The sequence below is a fragment of the Pseudodesulfovibrio pelocollis genome, assembly GCF_030282845.1.
Lineage (GTDB): Bacteria > Desulfobacterota > Desulfovibrionia > Desulfovibrionales > Desulfovibrionaceae > Pseudodesulfovibrio > Pseudodesulfovibrio pelocollis.
The window spans coordinates 1-16,822 of record NZ_JASTWE010000001.1 but is presented as its reverse complement, the minus strand read 5'-3'; the positions used below and the strand labels follow the sequence as shown (position 1 = coordinate 16,822).

19 protein-coding genes and 1 tRNA gene are annotated in these 16,822 nt (G+C 59.8%); 5 read left to right on the top strand and 15 right to left on the bottom strand.

Annotation, left to right across the window (positions count from 1 at the left end; genetic code table 11):
* The first annotated feature begins 34 nt into the window (after positions 1–34).
* The gene (dapA, locus tag QQS14_RS00100; protein ID WP_285904847.1) at positions 35–916 is read left to right on the top strand and encodes a 4-hydroxy-tetrahydrodipicolinate synthase; all 882 of its coding nucleotides are present in this window, start codon (positions 35–37) and stop codon (positions 914–916) included.
* 227 nt (positions 917–1,143) lie between these two features.
* Here the strand turns inward: dapA and QQS14_RS00095 are convergent, their stop codons facing one another.
* From QQS14_RS00095 to pyrG, 14 genes are all read right to left on the bottom strand, one after another.
* A complete protein-coding gene (locus QQS14_RS00095) occupies positions 1,144–2,064 on the bottom strand; it encodes a manganese-dependent inorganic pyrophosphatase (protein ID WP_285904846.1) in 921 nt (306 codons plus the stop codon).
* Positions 2,065–2,158: 94 nt separating this feature from the next.
* Positions 2,159–2,803, bottom strand: coding sequence for a PTS sugar transporter subunit IIC (locus QQS14_RS00090; protein WP_345782780.1), 645 nt, complete (start codon positions 2,801–2,803; stop codon positions 2,159–2,161).
* A 55-nt stretch (positions 2,804–2,858) separates the two neighbouring features.
* Positions 2,859–3,323 carry a PTS sugar transporter subunit IIB gene (locus tag QQS14_RS00085; RefSeq protein ID WP_285904845.1) on the bottom strand — a complete coding sequence of 155 codons (465 nt, stop codon included), beginning with the start codon at positions 3,321–3,323 and terminating at the stop codon, positions 2,859–2,861.
* Entirely contained in the window at positions 3,320–3,769 is a 450-nt protein-coding gene (locus tag QQS14_RS00080; protein WP_285904844.1) for a PTS sugar transporter subunit IIA, read from the bottom strand. Before QQS14_RS00080 ends, QQS14_RS00085 begins: the two co-directional genes overlap by 4 nt.
* A 16-nt stretch (positions 3,770–3,785) precedes the next feature.
* Positions 3,786–4,667, bottom strand: a complete 882-nt coding sequence (gene rapZ, locus QQS14_RS00075) for an RNase adapter RapZ (RefSeq protein ID WP_285904843.1) — start codon at positions 4,665–4,667, stop codon at positions 3,786–3,788.
* Between the two features lie 18 nt (positions 4,668–4,685).
* Positions 4,686–5,135, bottom strand: coding sequence for a PTS sugar transporter subunit IIA (locus tag QQS14_RS00070; RefSeq protein ID WP_285904842.1), 450 nt, complete (start codon positions 5,133–5,135; stop codon positions 4,686–4,688).
* A 2-nt stretch (positions 5,136–5,137) separates the two neighbouring features.
* A complete protein-coding gene (gene hpf / locus QQS14_RS00065) occupies positions 5,138–5,677 on the bottom strand; it encodes a ribosome hibernation-promoting factor, HPF/YfiA family (protein ID WP_285904841.1) in 540 nt (179 codons plus the stop codon).
* A 35-nt stretch (positions 5,678–5,712) separates the two neighbouring features.
* Positions 5,713–7,119, bottom strand: a complete 1,407-nt coding sequence (gene rpoN, locus QQS14_RS00060; RefSeq protein WP_285904840.1) for an RNA polymerase factor sigma-54 — start codon at positions 7,117–7,119, stop codon at positions 5,713–5,715.
* A gap of 242 nt (positions 7,120–7,361) precedes the next feature.
* Positions 7,362–8,087 (bottom strand): LPS export ABC transporter ATP-binding protein, encoded by a 726-nt coding sequence (lptB, locus tag QQS14_RS00055; protein ID WP_285904839.1) that lies wholly within the window; start codon positions 8,085–8,087, stop codon positions 7,362–7,364.
* Positions 8,088–8,957 carry an LptA/OstA family protein gene (locus QQS14_RS00050; protein ID WP_285904838.1) on the bottom strand — a complete coding sequence of 290 codons (870 nt, stop codon included), beginning with the start codon at positions 8,955–8,957 and terminating at the stop codon, positions 8,088–8,090. It lies immediately after the preceding gene.
* Between the two features lie 7 nt (positions 8,958–8,964).
* Positions 8,965–9,585, bottom strand: a complete 621-nt coding sequence (lptC, locus tag QQS14_RS00045; protein ID WP_285904837.1) for an LPS export ABC transporter periplasmic protein LptC — start codon at positions 9,583–9,585, stop codon at positions 8,965–8,967.
* Entirely contained in the window at positions 9,586–10,098 is a 513-nt protein-coding gene (locus QQS14_RS00040; RefSeq protein WP_285904836.1) for a KdsC family phosphatase, read from the bottom strand.
* 7 nt (positions 10,099–10,105) lie between these two features.
* Entirely contained in the window at positions 10,106–10,915 is an 810-nt protein-coding gene (gene kdsA, locus QQS14_RS00035; protein WP_285904835.1) for a 3-deoxy-8-phosphooctulonate synthase, read from the bottom strand.
* The gene (gene pyrG, locus QQS14_RS00030) at positions 10,916–12,559 is read right to left on the bottom strand and encodes a CTP synthase (RefSeq protein ID WP_285904834.1); all 1,644 of its coding nucleotides are present in this window, start codon (positions 12,557–12,559) and stop codon (positions 10,916–10,918) included.
* A gap of 172 nt (positions 12,560–12,731) precedes the next feature.
* Here pyrG and QQS14_RS00025 point away from each other — a divergent pair, with 172 nt between their 5' ends.
* The 4 genes from QQS14_RS00025 to QQS14_RS00010 all read left to right on the top strand — a co-directional run bounded on the left by QQS14_RS00025 (position 12,732) and on the right by QQS14_RS00010 (position 16,661).
* On the top strand, positions 12,732–13,547 hold the full coding sequence (locus tag QQS14_RS00025) for a phosphoribosylformylglycinamidine synthase subunit PurQ (RefSeq protein WP_285904833.1): 816 nt from the start codon (positions 12,732–12,734) through the stop codon (positions 13,545–13,547).
* 3 nt (positions 13,548–13,550) lie between these two features.
* Positions 13,551–14,039, top strand: coding sequence for a nucleoside deaminase (locus tag QQS14_RS00020; protein ID WP_285904832.1), 489 nt, complete (start codon positions 13,551–13,553; stop codon positions 14,037–14,039).
* A gap of 278 nt (positions 14,040–14,317) precedes the next feature.
* Positions 14,318–14,413: transfer RNA gene (locus QQS14_RS00015), tRNA-Ser, on the top strand.
* 106 nt (positions 14,414–14,519) lie between these two features.
* A complete protein-coding gene (locus QQS14_RS00010) occupies positions 14,520–16,661 on the top strand; it encodes a BsuBI/PstI family type II restriction endonuclease (RefSeq protein WP_285904831.1) in 2,142 nt (713 codons plus the stop codon).
* Here QQS14_RS00010 and QQS14_RS00005 read toward each other — a convergent pair.
* On the bottom strand, positions 16,637–16,822 hold a 186-nt coding region (locus QQS14_RS00005; protein WP_285904830.1), incomplete at its 5' end, for a hypothetical protein. The genes QQS14_RS00010 and QQS14_RS00005 overlap by 25 nt on opposite strands.

The following is a 16,822-nucleotide window of genomic DNA, read 5'->3' as shown; positions in this document are numbered from 1 at the left end:
CCAGCCGGGACAGATACCCAGGAGGAGATGTTTTATGATACTCAGAGGAGCGTTCACAGCTCTCTCTACGCCGTTCCGGGACGGGGCCGTTGACGAGGCCACCTACCGGGACTTCATCGAGTGGCAGATCGACCAGGGCATCGACGGCCTGGTCCCCTGCGGCACCACCGGCGAAGCCGCCACCCTGAGCCACGAGGAGCAGGGCCGCATCATCCGCATCTGCGTCGATCAGGTCCGGCGGCGCGTGCCGGTCATCGCCGGTGCGGGTTCCAACAGCACCCGGGAGGCCATCGAGCTGACCCGGCTGGCCAAGGAAGCCGGCGCGGACGCCACCCTGCAAATCACGCCCTACTACAACAAGCCGACCCCGGAAGGACTGATCGCCCACTTCAAGGCCATTGCCGCCGAGGTGTCCATCCCCATGGTCATCTACAACGTACCAGGCCGTACCGGGTTGAATCTGCTGCCGCCGGACCTCAAGCGCATCGTGGACGCGGTGCCCCAGGCCATCGCGGTCAAGGAGGCCACGGGCAACATGTGCCAGGCCGCCGAGGTCATCGAATGCTGCGGCAAGAGCTTCCAGCTGCTTTCCGGCGACGACTTCACCGTGCTGCCCCTGCTCGCCGTGGGTGGCCAGGGCGTCATCTCCGTAGTCTCCAACATCATGCCCAAGACCATGAGCGACATGTGCCGCCTGTTCATGGAAAAGGACCATGACGGCGCCCTCAACCTGAGCCTGAAGATGGCCCCGGTCAACCGCGCCATGTTCGTCGAGACCAACCCCATTCCGGTCAAGACCTCGCTCAAGCTCATGGGCATCTTCCCCACGGCTGAGTTCCGGCTGCCCATCGTGCCCCTTCGCGACGAGAACCTGCCCAGGCTCGAAGCCGTGCTCAAGGATGCCGGGCTGATCTGATTCCCAGCCACACGACGCCGCTTCGGGCGGGGCCGGTGCGCACCGGCCCCGCCCGTTTTTTTGCCTAGCCCATTGTCGAAAATGCCCCCTCCTGCGCTGCACGCCACGGACTTGTGCCCAATATCACAATCCCCTGTCGACAACCGGCCGGACGCGCACGAAAAAGCCCGCCAGCACAACGCTGGCGGGCCTGACTTTGCGCAATACCCAACAGGATTTGTCGGCCCTTAGGCCTTGAAACCCTTCTCGAAGCAGGGAACGACCTGCTTCTTGCGGCTCATGACGCCGTCGAGCCACACGGACTTGCCCGTGGCCTTGACGCCAAAGGACTTCTCGACCACGGAAGGATCGTCGGACGCGATGAGCATCTCGGTGCCTTCCTTCATGATGTCGGTCAGCAGCAGGAAGACGGAGTGGCGGCCATCGGCCTTGACCTTCTCGATCTCGGCCTGCAGGGCGGCCTTGTGGGCGTCGAGCATGGACAGGTCAACCACTTCCAGCTGGCCGATGCCGACCTTCTTGCCGGACATGTCGAAGTCCTTGTAGTCGCGGAAGACCAGGGACTCGGGAGAAGCACCGTCAACGGCGGACTTGACCTTGAACATTTCCATGCCCAGAGCCATGACATCCTTGACACCGGCGATCTTGGCCAGGGCGTCCACGGCGACCTTGTCGGCGTCGGTGGTGGTCACGGACTTGAACATGACGGTGTCGCTCAGGATGGCGCACAGCATGATACCGGCGATATTGGCCGGAACCTCGACATTGTAGAAGTCGTACATGCTCTTGATGACGGTGGCGGTACAGCCCACGGGCCAGACCCACATCTCAAGCGGGTTGGGGGTGGTGACGTCGCCCAGCTTGTGGTGATCGACAACGGCGACCAGCTCGCCCTTGTCCAGGTTGTCGATGGTCTGGGAGATGTCGGTGTGGTCGACGAGGATGATCTTCTGATCGGTGGCGTCGGTCACGATGGCAGGAGCGGAGAGGCCGAACTTCTTCAGCACGAACTCGCTCTCGGGAGCGATGGCGCCCTGGGTGATCGCCTTGGACTCCATGCCGCGCTTGGTGAACAGGTCGGCGACAGCGATCGCGGAAGCGACGGTGTCGGTATCGGGGTTCTTGTGTCCTACAACCAAAATTGCCATATCAAGTCCTCCTAATCTGTTTTGTCCTGAACTCAGGATGGTACGCACTCAAAATAGAATGTGAGGAATATCACAATCAACTCCGGCTGCCAAGCTAAAAGCGAGACCACAGGGTGAAAAACATGAAAAGGATTATTCCGGCAGCGAGAAGGGCATAGGCGCGCCTGACACGAAGCGCCATGAGCCCGCCAAGGGTGGCCGCCACCCAAAGATAGGGCCAGGTCACGCCCAATTTGGTGAAGAGAGAGGGATTGAGGGAGAAAAATATCTCGAAAAAGTACACGAGCACAAGCATGGCAGCGTAGAAGGCGAGGCCCGAATAGACAAAGGTCCGGCCCACCGAGCGCATGACGATGAGGGATGGCAGGCGCGGCGAATCCGGGTTACGCACCCAGGTGAGCAGCTTGTTGTAGTTGACCTGATCCCGCTCCCGCAGCAGGGCCTCAAGCCTGGTGCCCAGCCACGCCAGGGGCATGGAGGCGAAGAGGACGAAAAGGATGCGCCCGGGGTGATCGAGACCGAAGAAGGTCGTCAGCGACAGGGCCGCGAAGGTGGCCACGGTCAGGTGTGGGGGAATGTAGGTGCCCACCGGGATGAGGTCGAGCCAGAACAGCTCGAAGAAGATGGCGATACACAGGCTCGTCTCCACATCGCCCGTGGCCAGCCCCCAGAACAGGCCGATGACCAGAGGACGCTCAAGCAACCCGATGGTCAGCGAGAATCGGAACAGGGAAAACAGGGCAAAAAAAAAGCGACCACGGCGAACCAGAGGAAGGGATTGGACAGGGCCATGACTAGAACCTCACCTGCACGGGATCATTGGGCACGCAGCGGAAATCCAGCGTCACGCCCTTGCGCGACAGGTGCCTGAGGCATCCCTCGTCATCAATGGACAGGGCCACGCTCGGCGATATCTGCCGCTTGCCCGGACTGTAGTGGACGTTGCCGATGTTCAGCACCTCGAAGGCGAAGCCGCAGTCATAGGCGCGTCTGGCGTCTGCGCAGTTTGAGAAGAGGACCAAGATGGACACCCTGTCGCGGCTCGCACCAAGGTCCGCCAGGGTCTCCACCACCGCCTCCACCTCGACGAAGGTGCTGGTGATGGTCTGGGGAATGGCCAGGGACATGATCTCCTGCTGGAGGATGTCGTCGGCCAGATGGTCGTTGGCCACGACGACCATGGTCGCGCCCGTATAGGGCAGCCATGTCTCGATGATCTGGCCGTGGATGAGGCGGTTGTCGATGCGCACCAGGGTCATGACGCCTTGTCCTTGGCCGCGGCCCGCTTGCGCAGCATGGCTCCGGCCACCTTGATGCCCTGCATCCCGGCGTCCATGGCCTTGTCAGCCAGGGCGTCCAGGTCCATGAGCCGGGACTGGAGCGTGGCCACCAGCATGGGCAGATTGACGCCGGTAATGACCTCCAGCCGCTCGGATTTCATCAGCGAGAGGCTCATGGTGGTGGGCGATCCGCCGAAGAGGTCGGTCAGGGCCACGACCCCCCTGCCCTTCTCCACCGACTTGATGGCCTTGCGGATGGCCTCCATGGATTCATCCACGCCCCGGCCCACGTCCACGCCCACGGCCAAGCAGTGCTGCTGCGGCCCCAGCACCATCTCGGCAGCCTCAAGCAGGGTCTCGCCAAAGGAGCCGTGCGTGACCAGCACCACGCCCACCATGGCGGTGTTCTCATTCTTCGCGGCCATGTCTATCCCACCATGTCTATCCCAGTTCCATGTGTCTGTGTTCGATGGTGACTGCATATCCTTTTTTCTTCAGCGTCGCCAGTACCGATTCGGCCACGGCCACCGAGCGGTGCCGTCCGCCGGTGCAGCCCAGGGCCAGGGTAATCCGATAGCGGCCCTCGTCCGCATAGAGCGGCAGGATATACATCAGAAAATCCAGAAACTTGTCGTTGAACTCCGCCCCCACCGGGCTGCCCAGTACGAAGTCGGAGATGGTCGGGTCCAGGCCGGAGAGGGGCCTGAGGGCCTCGTTGAAATAGGGATTTGGCAAGAAGCGCAGGTCAAAGACGAAGTCCGCCTCGCTGGGCACCCCGTATTTGAACCCGAAGGTGATGATGTGCACCCGCATGCCCCGGCCCAGTTCCTCGATGGCCGACCACTTGGTCTGGATGACGCGGCGCAGGTCGTGGACTGAGTAGTCCGAAGTGTCGAGCACGAGGTCGGCGCTGGCGCGAATGGATTCGAGCAGCGCCTTTTCCTGCTCCAGCGCCTGCTCCAGGCCCAGGGACTGACTCTCCAGGGGGTGCGGCCTGCGGGTGGTGGCGTAGCGCCGCATCAGCTCGCCCAGCCTCGCTTCGAGAAAGAGCACCTGGGGGACGATGCCCATGCCAGCCATTTCCTCAAAGGCGGTGTCCCAGCCTTCGAGGAATTCCGGCTGGCGCATGTCCATGCCCAGGGCCAGACCGCGATACTTGGTGTCCTGCTTGAGGATCAGCCCAGCGATCTTGGCCGACATGCCCGACGGCAGGCCGTCGATGCAGAAGAAGCCGAGATCCTCGAACACCTTGAGGGCGGTGCTCTTGCCCGAGCCCGAGATGCCGGTCACCACGACCACGGGGAAGGTGTTGGCAGGCGTCACGGCATGGCTCCGGCTGGCCTAGACCTCTTCGAGGAGCTTCCACAGCGCCTCGAAGCTCTCGGTTTCCATGAATTCGCGCCGAAACGCCTCGTCCTTGAGCACGCGCGAGACCTGGGCCAGGATGCGCAGATGCATTCCGGCCACCTTCTCCGGTGCAAGCACGAGGAAGAAGATGGTGCACGGCTTGTGGTCCAGGGCCGCGAACTCGACCCCGGAAACGCTTCGGCCCACCACCACGATGACCTGCTCCAGGTCTTCGAGCTTGCCGTGGGGGATGGCGATGCCATCGCCAATACCCGTGGTGCCGAGGTTTTCACGATCAAGAAGGACACGGACCGCGTGGTCCGTGTCCATTTCGGGATACTTCACGCCCACCGGGACGAGGAGTTCTGCAAGCACCTCCGGCTTGGAGCCGGAGGCGAGGTCGTACAGGACAAGATCCTTGTCCAGGTAATCACCGAGTTTCATGCTTAGTTTCCAGGATCGATCAGACCGAAGTCGCCGTTCTTGCGCTTGTAGATTACGTTCACGCCCTCGGTCTCCGCGTTGCGAAACACGAGGAACTCGTTGTCGAGGGAATCCAGTTGCAGGGCCGCCTCGTCAACGGACATGGGCTTGGGTTCGTAGGTGTCGGTCCCCACGATGGTCGGGCCGGGCTCACCGCCCTTGCTCTCATAGGAAATGAAGTTCATCTGGACCTTGTTGCCGCGTGCCTGCTTGCTGCGGTCCTTGATCTTCTCGCGCATGCGGCGCAGCTGGGCCTCCAGCTTGTCGAGGACCATGTCGATGGTCGAGTACATGTCCTCGGAATCCTCATAGGCGGAGATATGGATGCCGTCGGCGTTCAGGATGATATCCGCCTTGTGGCGAAACTTGTCCACCAGCAGGTTGACCTGGAGGTCGGCCTCCGCGTCGGAAACATACTTGCCCACCTTTTCAAAGCGCTTCTGCGCATAGCCCTTGAGATGATCGGACGGCTCAAAGTTCTTGAAAGTGAAGCTTATGTTCATACATTCCTCCTGGTTGAATGTGCTGAAAGCCTGCCTTAGAAATACTGCTTTCTCTTGGAGGACGAGGCGATGCCCATGGCGGAGCGGTATTTGGCAACCGTGCGCCTGGCGATGTTCACCTCCAGCTTTTCCTGGAGAATCTCGCCGATGCGCTCGTCGCTCAAGGGCTTCTTCTGGTCCTCTCCGGCAATCATCTGCTTGATGAGCGCCTTGACGCTCTCGGAGCCTACCTGGGAGCCGTCGTTGAGATCCAGCGCGCTGTTGAAGAAGAACTTCAACTCGAAGATGCCGTGCGGCGTGGACACGTACTTGCTGGTGGTGATGCGGCTGACGGTGGACTCGTGCATCTCGATGTCTTCGGCCACCTCCTTGAGGATCAGGGGTTTGAGCTTTGTCACGCCTTCCTCAAAGAATTCACGCTGAAAGCGGACAATACTCTCAACTACCTTGTACAATGTTCTCTGCCGCTGGTACAGGCTTTTCATGAGCCAGGCGGCCGCGCGCATCTTTTCCTGAAAGTAGTCCTTTTCCTTGTTCTTGGCCCCCTGCATGGTCTCCATGTAGTAGGAGTTCATTTGCAGCCTGGGCAGCCCGTCCTCGTTGAGAATGATGACGAAATCGTCCCCGTACTTGTAGACGAAGACGTCCGGGCTCACATAATGGGGCTCAATGCTTGAAAAATGGGACCCGGGCATGGGGTCGAGGGTCTGGAGAAGCTCAATGTAGGACTTGAGGTCGTCCATGGAAATCTTGAACTTGCGGGCCAGGGGCTTGAACCGGTTCTTCTCCAGGTCTTCCAGATGGTCGCGGACCAGGGAGACGAGGATGGGGTCGTCGTAGCCGAGCACCTCCATCTGCACCAGCAGACATTCCTGCGGGGTCCGCGCAGCAATGCCCACCGGATCGAGCCGCTGCATCCGCAGAATGAGCGATTCCACCTCCTCGGGCGCGACATTGACCATGGTCGCCATCTCTTCCGAAGATGCCTGGAGATAGCCATTGTGGTCGAGGTTGCCCACGATCACTTCGGCGATGGCCAGTTCGCGCTCGGTGAAGTTCGAGAGACGCATCTGCCAGCCGATGTGGCCGTCCAGCGACGGCTTGGAGGCCAGCCGGGCCTCAAGGGAGAGCCCCTCTTCCGGGATCTCCGAGTCCCGGGCCGTGGACTGCTTGGATGTGCTCGAAAACTCGCCGAGGTAATTTTCCCAGTCCGCAGTGCGGACAAGCTCCTCCTCGGCCTGGGATTCGGTCAGCTTCTCGGGCTCGCGAATCTCGGTCTCCACCTCGGCCTCATCGAGAAACGGGTTCTCCATGAGTTCCTGCTGCACGGTTTCGAGCAGTTCCAGGCGAGAGAGCTGCAGGAGCTTGATGGCCTGCTGCAGCTGCGGTGTCATGACCAGCTGCTGGGAGAGCTTGAGTTGCTGCCTGAGTTCCAATCCCATATTCTAGACCTCTCGGGTCGGGCTCCACAGCGGTCCGCCCCGGGGGTTCGCAACAGTTTTTTTCAACGGTTCGTTCAATTCCTGCATCCAACCCTGCCACACATTGCGCCAGGAAGCAACACCGTGCAGATAACCATCTGACACACTTCGACTATTCGACGAAAACCATTCGCATGAAAAAAGTGTACCAACGATTCACCCCGCTGTAAATCGCCAAGAGTGGATGCATGGGAAAAAGAGGGTCAGAGGCGGAAGTCCTCGCCCAGATATATCTGGCGGGCGCGGCTGTCCTGCACGATCTCCTCGGGACTGCCTTCGAGGATCACCGTGCCCTCGTACACGAGGTAGGCTCGGTCGCAGATATTCAGCGTTTCCCTGACGTTGTGATCGGAGATGAGGATGCCTATATCCATGCTCTTGAGCACCGAGATGATCTCCTGGATATCGATGACCGCGATGGGGTCGATGCCCGCGAAGGGCTCGTCAAGGAGGATGAACTTGGGGTCCATGATCAGGGCGCGGGCTATTTCGAGCCTGCGCCGCTCGCCGCCGGAGAGAAACATGGCCGCCTGATCCGCCAACTTGGTGATGGTGAACATCTCCAGCAGTTCGTCGGCCCGCTTGTGCTGGGCGGCCGGGGTCAGGTCCGTCTGCTCCAGGATGATCTGGAGATTCTCGCGCACGGAGAGTTTCTTGAAGATGGAGCTTTCCTGGGGCAGGTAGCTCACGCCCATGCGGGCGCGTTCGTGCAGGGGCTTGTCGGTCAGGGGTGCGCCGTCCAGCGACACATGGCCGGTGTTGGGCTTGACGATGCCCACCAGCATGTAGAACGTGGTGGTCTTGCCCGCGCCGTTGGGACCGAGCAGGCCCACCACCTCGCGGCGGTGCACCTCAAGGTTGATGCCGTGCACCACCTCTTTTTGGCCGTAGCGCTTGGAGAGATTGGCTGCGACGAGTCCGCCCGGCATCTATTGCACCTTGATCTTTTCAGGAGTCAGGAAGATGGCCTGGACACGCTTGCCCTTGCCGCCCACCACCTCGCTGCGGTTCTCGCGCACATGGAAGTTGATCACCTCGCCGGTCAGGCTGTTGGGGCCGTCCTGAAGCATGGGGTCATCCTCCATGCGCAGCAATTGCTCCTCCACGAAATAGGTCAGCTTGCCGCAGGTCCCCTCGGTGTTGCCCTTTTTGGCGCGCACGGCCCCCTCGGCCACGATGCGCTCGATGCCGTCCACCGCGAACTGTCTGCCGGTGCTCGACGAGAGAAAGGCCGAAAGCCGGTTGGCCCACAGGGTCAGCTCGCCATGCACGGCCACCACATTGCCCACGAAGGAGACGACCTTGCCGTTCTCGTCGTAGGTCATGCGGTCCGAGGTGATCTTGACCGGCACCTGGCTGGGATCGACGCCCACCCTGACAGATTCGGGCGGCGTCGGCGCGGCCGGGGCCTTGACCCCGCCCTCGCCCCGGGCGGGACCTGTCGCCTGCGCCGGTTCTTCGACGATGCCGGGCGAGGGCTCGCCAGCCGCCGAAGAGGGAGCCGTGTCCGTGTCGGCCACAGGAACCAGGAACCTGGCGTTGGCATAGCCCAGGGCGCGCTTCTCGCTGCGTTCGGTCACGGTGAGATCAAAGACCGCGTACCAGCCGTCCTTGAGAAAATCGACCCTGACGCGCTGCCCCGTGGTCAGGGTGAGCACATGCTCGCTGCGCGGCGAACGGGCCTCGCGCACGTTGAGGTTGCTCGCGGCCTCGCGCACCTCGCCCCAGTCCGCGCCAAGCGCCGGGGATGCGAGTACGAGCAGGCAGATCGCCGCCGTGAGCCATCGTGTCATGTTCATCAAAAGCTTACTCCCTGCCCTGGCCCTGGAACGGGCTTGCGTCAAATCCCTTGGGCGCGAACAGCGCCTCAACACCCCCGGCCGCCTTGAGTTCAAGACTGACCAAGTCTATTTCCACGGCCACGGCCGTGAGCGTCATGTCCGGGCGGCGCACGGTGACACCGCCCTTGAGATACACCTTGTCGATGGCCCCGACATAGTCGAGGTGCCCGGCATCAAGGGCCATGACCCCGAAACGACCGGTGACGTTGTCGTACAGCGTCAGGTTGTCGTTGGGCTGGTCCACCTCTCCCCTATCGGCCTTGACGTAGACCTCCTGCCGCTCCTCGCCGAAATAGGCCGAGAGCTGCGGCCGGGTCACGCCCACCAGCTTGCGTTCCTGGTTGTACCTGGCCTCGGTGGCCAGCAGCTTCCAGGTCATGGCGCCCAGCCGGCCCTGGACCAGCTCGATGTCCTCGGCCGTGATGTCGGCCTCGTCGAGCAACTGGGTACGGGATTTTCCGGACACAGGCTGCACGGCCGTGGGCTCGACGATCTCCTCGGTGAAGAAGGCGGCCTTGATGACTATGCCAGCCAGCAGACCGACCAGAAAAATCGTAACGAGCAGCAGCCCGGGACGCCCTTTCATCTATCCGGCCCACTGTTTCAGCGCGCCGTCCTCAAGCCCCCTGGCCCGCATGATCAGCGCCACCGCCTCGCGCACCGCGCCGTGGCCGCCGGGGCGGCTGGACACCCAGTGGGCCGCCTCGATCACCTCGGGCAGGGCGTTGGGCACGCTCATGGCCAGCCCGGCCTCGCGCATGACCGAGAGGTCTATCCAGTCGTCGCCCATGAAGGCCGCCTCGGACGCCTCGACACCGGCCTTCTCGCATATCTCAAGGAAATGGGGAAGCTTGTCGTGATTGCCGGGGTAGTAGTGAACAATGCCCAGTTCCTTGATCCGGCTGGCCACGGGCGGCTGGTCCAGGCCGGTGATGACCCCCACCTCAAGGCCCACGGACTGGGCCAGCTTGATGCCGAACCCGTCCTGGACGTTGAACCGCTTCATGGCCATTCCATCGGCATCGTAGTAGAGGCCGCCGTCGGTCAGCACGCCGTCCACGTCGAGCACCAGCAGCCGGATGCGGCTGGCACGTTCCATGACGTCCTCACGCATCGGTCAGCTCCCAGATGGCCTTGAGCCGACGCAGCAGGGATTCCACCCGATCAAGGGGCAGGCTGTTGGGGCCGTCGCACAGGGCGGTGTCCGGGTCGGGATGGGTTTCGAGGAAAATGCCGTTGGCACCGGCGGCCACGGCCGCGGCCGCCAGCACGGGCACATATTCGCGCTGCCCGCCAGACGCCCCGCCCAATCCGCCGGGCAGTTGCACCGAATGAGTGGCGTCGAAGACCACGGGCACGTCGAATTTGCGCATCTCGGGGATGGCGCGCATGTCCACCACCAGGTTGTTGTAGCCATAGGTGGAGCCGCGCTCGGTCAGCCAGACCTGGTCATTGCCCGAGGCGCGGACCTTGTCCACGACATTTTTCATGTCCCACGGGGCGAGGAACTGGCCCTTCTTAATGTTGACGATGCGTCCTGTCTTGGCTGCGGCCACCAGCAGATCGGTCTGACGGCACAGAAAGGCGGGAATCTGGAGCACGTCCGCCACCTCGGCCACCCGGGCCGCCTGCTCGGGGCTGTGGATGTCGGTGACGATGGGCAGGCCGGTCTCGCGCTTGACTTCCGCGAGGATGGCCAGCCCTTCTTCCATGCCCGGCCCGCGAAAACTCGTCACAGCCGTGCGGTTGGCCTTGTCAAAGGAGCTTTTGAAGACCAGGGGCAGGCCCAAGCGCGCGGCCACATCGGCCAGGGCGGCCGCTGTCTTCAGGGTGATATCCCGGCTCTCGATGACGCACGGCCCGGCGAGGACAAAGGGACCGGATCGGCTGGCCTTGTAGAGTTCACTAATTTCCAACTACTTCCCCTTCTTGGCTTTTTCGTTCTTGGAGGCCTTGATGAACTCGCGGAACAGGGGATGGGGATTCATGGGATTGGACTTGAACTCAGGGTGGAACTGGCAGCCCAGGAACCACGGATGGCCGGGCAGCTCCACGATCTCCACCAGGGATTCGTCCGGCGCGGTGCCCGAGAGGACCATGCCGTGCTCCACGAACTGGTCTATGAACTTGTTGTTGAACTCGAAACGGTGGCGGTGGCGCTCGTCAATGTTGACCGTCTGATAGGCGGCGTGGGCCACGGTGTCCTTCTTGAGCTTGCAGGGGTAGGAGCCAAGGCGCATGGTGCCGCCCTTGTCCGATTCCTCGCACCGGGTCTCGGTCTTCTTGGTGCGGAAGTCGAACCACTCCTTCATGAGATAGATGACGTTGTGCGGGGTCTGCGGGTCGAACTCCTCGGAGTTGGCCCCCTCAAGGCCGATGACGTTGCGGGCGAACTCGATGCACGCGCACTGCATGCCAAGACAGATGCCGAAAAACGGCACCTTGTTCTCGCGGGCGTAGCGGATGGCCAGAATCTTGCCCTCCACCCCGCGCGAGCCGAATCCGCCGGGCACCAGGATGCCGTCCAATCCCTTGAGCTTCTTCTCCACGTTCTTGGGCGTCACCTTCTCGGAGTTGACGTATTCAAGCTCCACCCGAACGTCGTTGGCCACGCCGCCGTGGATGAGGGCCTCGTGCAGGCTCTTGTAGGCCTCGGTCAGGTCCACGTACTTGCCGATGACGCCGATGCGTACCGAGCCGCCGGGGTTCTTGAGCTTGTCCACCAGCCGCTCCCAGGGGCCAAGCTCGGCGTTCTTGGCGGGCAGCTTGAGCAGGATGGCGATCTTCTGGTCCACCCCCTCTTCGTAGAATTTGAGCGGCACCTCGTAGATGCTCGACACGTCCACGCCGGTGAAGACCGCGTCGCGGTCCACGTCGCAGAACAGGGCGATCTTGCGCTTCAGGTCGTCATCAAGCTCCACCTCGGAGCGGCAGATGATGATGTCCGGCTGGATGCCCACGCTACGCAGTTCCTTGACCGAGTGCTGGGTGGGCTTGGTCTTCAGCTCGCCAGCGGCCTTGATGTAGGGCACCAGGGTCAGGTGGATGTAGAGGACATTCTCCTTGCCCAGGTCGTTCTTGAGTTGGCGGATGGCCTCCAGAAAGGGCTGGCCCTCGATGTCGCCCACGGTGCCGCCTATCTCGATGAGGGCCACGTCCTCGTCGGTGGGCAGGCCCACCACGGCCTCCTTGATGGCGTCGGTGATGTGCGGGATGACCTGGACCGTGCCGCCCAGGTAGTCGCCGCGCCGCTCCTTCTGGATCACGGAGTAATAGATGGAGCCGGAGGTGTAGTTGTTCTGCTGGGTGAGCGCCTTGCCCAGATAGCGCTCGTAGTGTCCGAGGTCGAGGTCGGTCTCGGCGCCGTCGTCGGTGACGTAGACCTCGCCGTGCTGGAAGGGATTCATGGTCCCGGGGTCCACGTTGATGTAGGGGTCGAGCTTCTGGATGGTGGCCTTGAGTCCCCTGGCCTGGAGCAACGCACCGATTGAGGCGGCGGCCAGCCCCTTGCCCAGGGAAGAGAGAACACCACCAGTGATAAATATGAACTTGGTTTTCATATGCCAGCAAGCCCCTTGATTATGCTTGAATTGTAAGGAAATTGAATGGGTAACCCCATGTGCCGTCCATGTTGACTGACAAGTCCCGGACACGTATGTTCCTGCCCAGCAAAAACTGCTTCGCAAATTTTGCAGGGTAGCGCAACAAAGTCAACAGCAAGAGGAGATTTTCATGGCTCGCGTCAACGCCCTCGTTATCACGGGATACGGCACAAACTGCGAAAACGAGTCCGCTTACGCACTGAAAGCCGCTGGCGCGCAGAGCGCCGACATCGTCTATTTCTCCGATCTCGTGGCCGGACATGTGCGCATGGACAGCTACAACTATCTCCTCTGCCCCGGCGGGTTTCTCGACGGCGACGACCTGGGCGCGGCCCAGGCGGCCGCCTTGCGCTGGCGCTGGGCCAACGCGGCCGATGGCTCGCCGGTGCTCGACCAGCTCAAGGCCTTCTTCAATTCCGGCGGCATCATCCTCGGCATCTGCAACGGTTTCCAGCTTCTGTGCAAGCTCGGCCTGCTGCCAGCCGTGGGCGGCCGCTACTTCGAGCGCCAAATTTCCCTCTCCCACAACGATTCCGGCCGCTTCGAGGACCGCTGGGTGCGCCTCAAGGCCAACCCGGCCTCGCCCTGCGTCTTCACCAAGGGCATCGACCTCATCGACATGCCCGTGCGCCACGGCGAGGGCAAGATCATCCCCATGGACGATGCCACCTTCCAGGCCATTCTCGACAGCAACCTCGTGGCCGTGCAGTACGTTGACCCGGCCACCGGCGAGCCGACCCAGGAGTATCCCGCCAATCCCAACGGCTCCCCCCTGGGCGTGGCCGGGCTGACAGACCCGTCGGGCCGCATCCTCGGCCTGATGCCCCACCCCGAGGCATACAACCACCCCACCAACCACCCCTCCTGGACGCGTGGCACCGACCCCGCCATCCCGCTGGGGCTGGCCATGCTCGAAGCGGGTGTGCGCTACCTTCAAGACAGGTAGGCCATGGTCCTGAACGTGCCCGATCCGCCCGCCGGGACCACGTGGCGCTCGCTCATGGACGTGGCCTTTGCCGAGGCGTGCGTGGCGACCCGCGAGGGCGAATCACCCGTCGGGGCCGCCCTGTTCGCCCCGGACGGCGCACTGCTGGCCAAGGCCCACAACCAGCCCATCGCCCTGAGCGACCCCACGGCCCACGCGGAAATCCTCTGCCTGCGCCAGGCCGCGGCCCGGCTGGGCAATTACCGTCTGCCCGGCTGCATCCTGGCCGTGACCCTGGAGCCGTGCCTGATGTGTACCGGTGCCCTCCTCCACGCCCGGGTGGCGGGCGTGGTCATGGGTGCGCTGGACCCGCGCGCCGGGGCCGTACTCTCCAACCTCGATGGCCGCGCCCTGCCCTTTGCCAACCATCGCCTGTGGACCGTCCATGGGGTCATGGCCGAGGAATGCTCCGCCCTGCTCAAACGATTTTTCCTTGAAAGAAGAAAGCCTTGACCCTGCCAGCGTGACCCGCTTCGTGCATTTCCTACCACGACGCTCTGAAATTCTTGATTTTCTTTACATTTATTCCAATCATGCTATGCAAGGGGTGTTGAACCCCAGTGTGTCCGCCTCACCCCTGATAGGGGCGGGCCACGACCACGCCGCCATACCCCTCGATCCCGGCGGCAGCATTCCCAAGCGGTTCGGCGCGATTGGCAAAACCTCTTGCCAGTCGCGCCGAGTCTGTTTATAACCCGTTTCCACGTCGGCGCACCCGCGCCGTCCCAAACGGAGAGGTAGCGAAGTCCGGCCGTAACGCGCTCGACTCGAAATCGAGTTACGGGTTAACAGCCCGTACGTGGGTTCGAATCCCACCCTCTCCGCCATTGGAAGTATGAAAGCCCTGAGTTTTGCGCTCAGGGCTTTTTTCGTTGAATCCAGAACCGTCCTGCCTACCTTGCTGGACGGGCTTTGTCTTTGCGTGTTTCTTTCTTGGGTATATATGTCATTTTTAACAGCCAAGATAGATTTAATAGAAAACGCTTGAACCTTTCAGTGAGGCCAACTACAAATTCATCCATGGCCCATCAGTTGAATCTTCTCGATAAGATGTGGTTTTCAGATCATGAAAGCTGGCATCGCTGGCTTCACGACACTCTTCCTAACCGCCCCGTCCCCAAAGGGTCTCTGGTCGTACTTGACCTGTTTGCAGGTTGCGGAGGGCTTGCATTAGGATTTGAAGCTCAAGGATTTCATACTGTTGGATATGAAATGAAGCCTGCCGCCGTTGAGACCTATAACAACAATCTATCAGGGCAATGCATTAAAACCACTTTAGATATTGGAATGCCGGAAACGTGCATCGCTGATGTCATCATCGGTGGCCCGCCTTGTCAGCCATTCAGTCAAATAGGCTACCAACGAGGGAATAGAGATTCTCGAGATGGCTTCCCAATTCTTCTTGATGCAGTACGTAGAATACGCCCCAAGATTGCTATTATTGAAAACGTGAGGGGTCTTCTATTCCGCAACAAAGACTACCTTAGGCTTGTAGCAAATGAACTTGAGAATTTTGGTTACAACGTGGATGCAAGGCTTTTAAAGGCTGTAGATTTTGGTGTTCCTCAAAAGCGTGAACGAGTAGTTATAGTAGCGTCAACGGTTGGGTGGAGCTGGCCTAATCCTGTAGTACGCACTCCGATTTCTGTCGGCATAGCCCTTGGCCCTCTTGCGGCGGTTTCTGGGAATGACGAATCAAAATTCTTAACCCCCAACATGGACCGCTACATTGCTGAATATGAACGAAAAAGCCACTGTAAAAATCCCCGTGATTTATATTTTGATCAACCGAGTCGAACGGTTACTTGTAGAAACCTCGGCGGGGCAACATCAGATATGCTTCGCATCAAGCTCCCTGACGGTAGACGTCGAATGCTCTCAGTAAGTGAGGGTGCAAGGTTACAGAGTTTTCCAGATTGGTATAAATTCGTAGGCAACGAATACGAACAGTTCGAACAAATCGGCAATGCTGTGCCTCCGTTACTTGCCTATGCTGTAGCCGGACAGGTTAAATTTTATTTAGAAAACCCAGCTAGTTCACAGCCAGACAAGGAGACCTTCAGAATGACATCTCTTCATCATTCGACGCCAGCAAAAATTAAAGTTGATCAAGCGTTAACAATCATTCGAAGTGTTGGAATACCGGCTAGAGAGATGACAAAACGAAGGCAAGAGCGTGTGGCAAAAGCTTTTTTGGCTGTTGCGAGACTCTCCGCTGACCAATCTTGGAATGATGCTGGATGCCTGTTTGTTGACAAAACTCCACCAATCACTACACGTGAAATCATTCGATTCTGGAACAAGCATTACGATGAGAACATCGCGGATTCTTCTTATGATGACGTCAGACGTAAGGATTTGATTTGGCTTGTTGAAGGTGGGCTGGTTGCGAAAAGTGCAGCAAACCCCTCAGCAGATACCAACGATGGGACAAGAGGATATTCTCTCACTGAGAATGCATACAGCCTAGTTAAGACCTATGGGACTGAATCTTGGGAAGATTCCTTGATTACATTTCGTGACAGTGTCGGAAAATTTAATGATCGTATAAGCAGTGCAAGGGAGTTTAAAAGAGTTCCAGTAACGCTTCCAGATGGCCGCAAATTCTCATTGTCCCCAGGTCCACATAACAAACTTCAATGTGCGATCATTGAAGAATTTCTTACTAGATATGCCAAGAAGCCGAATGTGCTTTATGTTGGTGATACAGCCAAAAAAATACTTCTTCACGAAGAGGAAGAACTAAACAAACTGGGTTTAGAAGGCATCTCACGTAATGCCTTGCCTGATATTATTGCTTATGACTCAGAAACAAATTGGCTTTATCTCATTGAAGCAGTCCACTCTTCTGGCCCTATCGACAAACTACGCCATCTTAACCTTAGACGGTTTACTAGTGGCAGCACCGCTGGGTGTGTATATGTTACTGCCTTTTTAACCATGGCAAAATTTGCTCAATATTCGAAACAAATAAGCTGGGAGACAGAAGTTTGGGTAGCAGACAACCCTGATCACATGATCCACTTTAATGGTGGACGCTTCCTTGGCCCCTACGAAGAGGGACGCAAAGGATAGAGCTTGCCAACTGCTACACTGGAGTAAGAATAGCAAGTAGATAATACCAATGATTTCAGTGTGTACAGGGTTCGATCCTTGAATCCCACCCTCTCCGCCAAGGAAAGAAAAAGGACTTCCGGCAACAGCCCGAAGTCCTTTTTTTCATTCTGTGGAGCCCC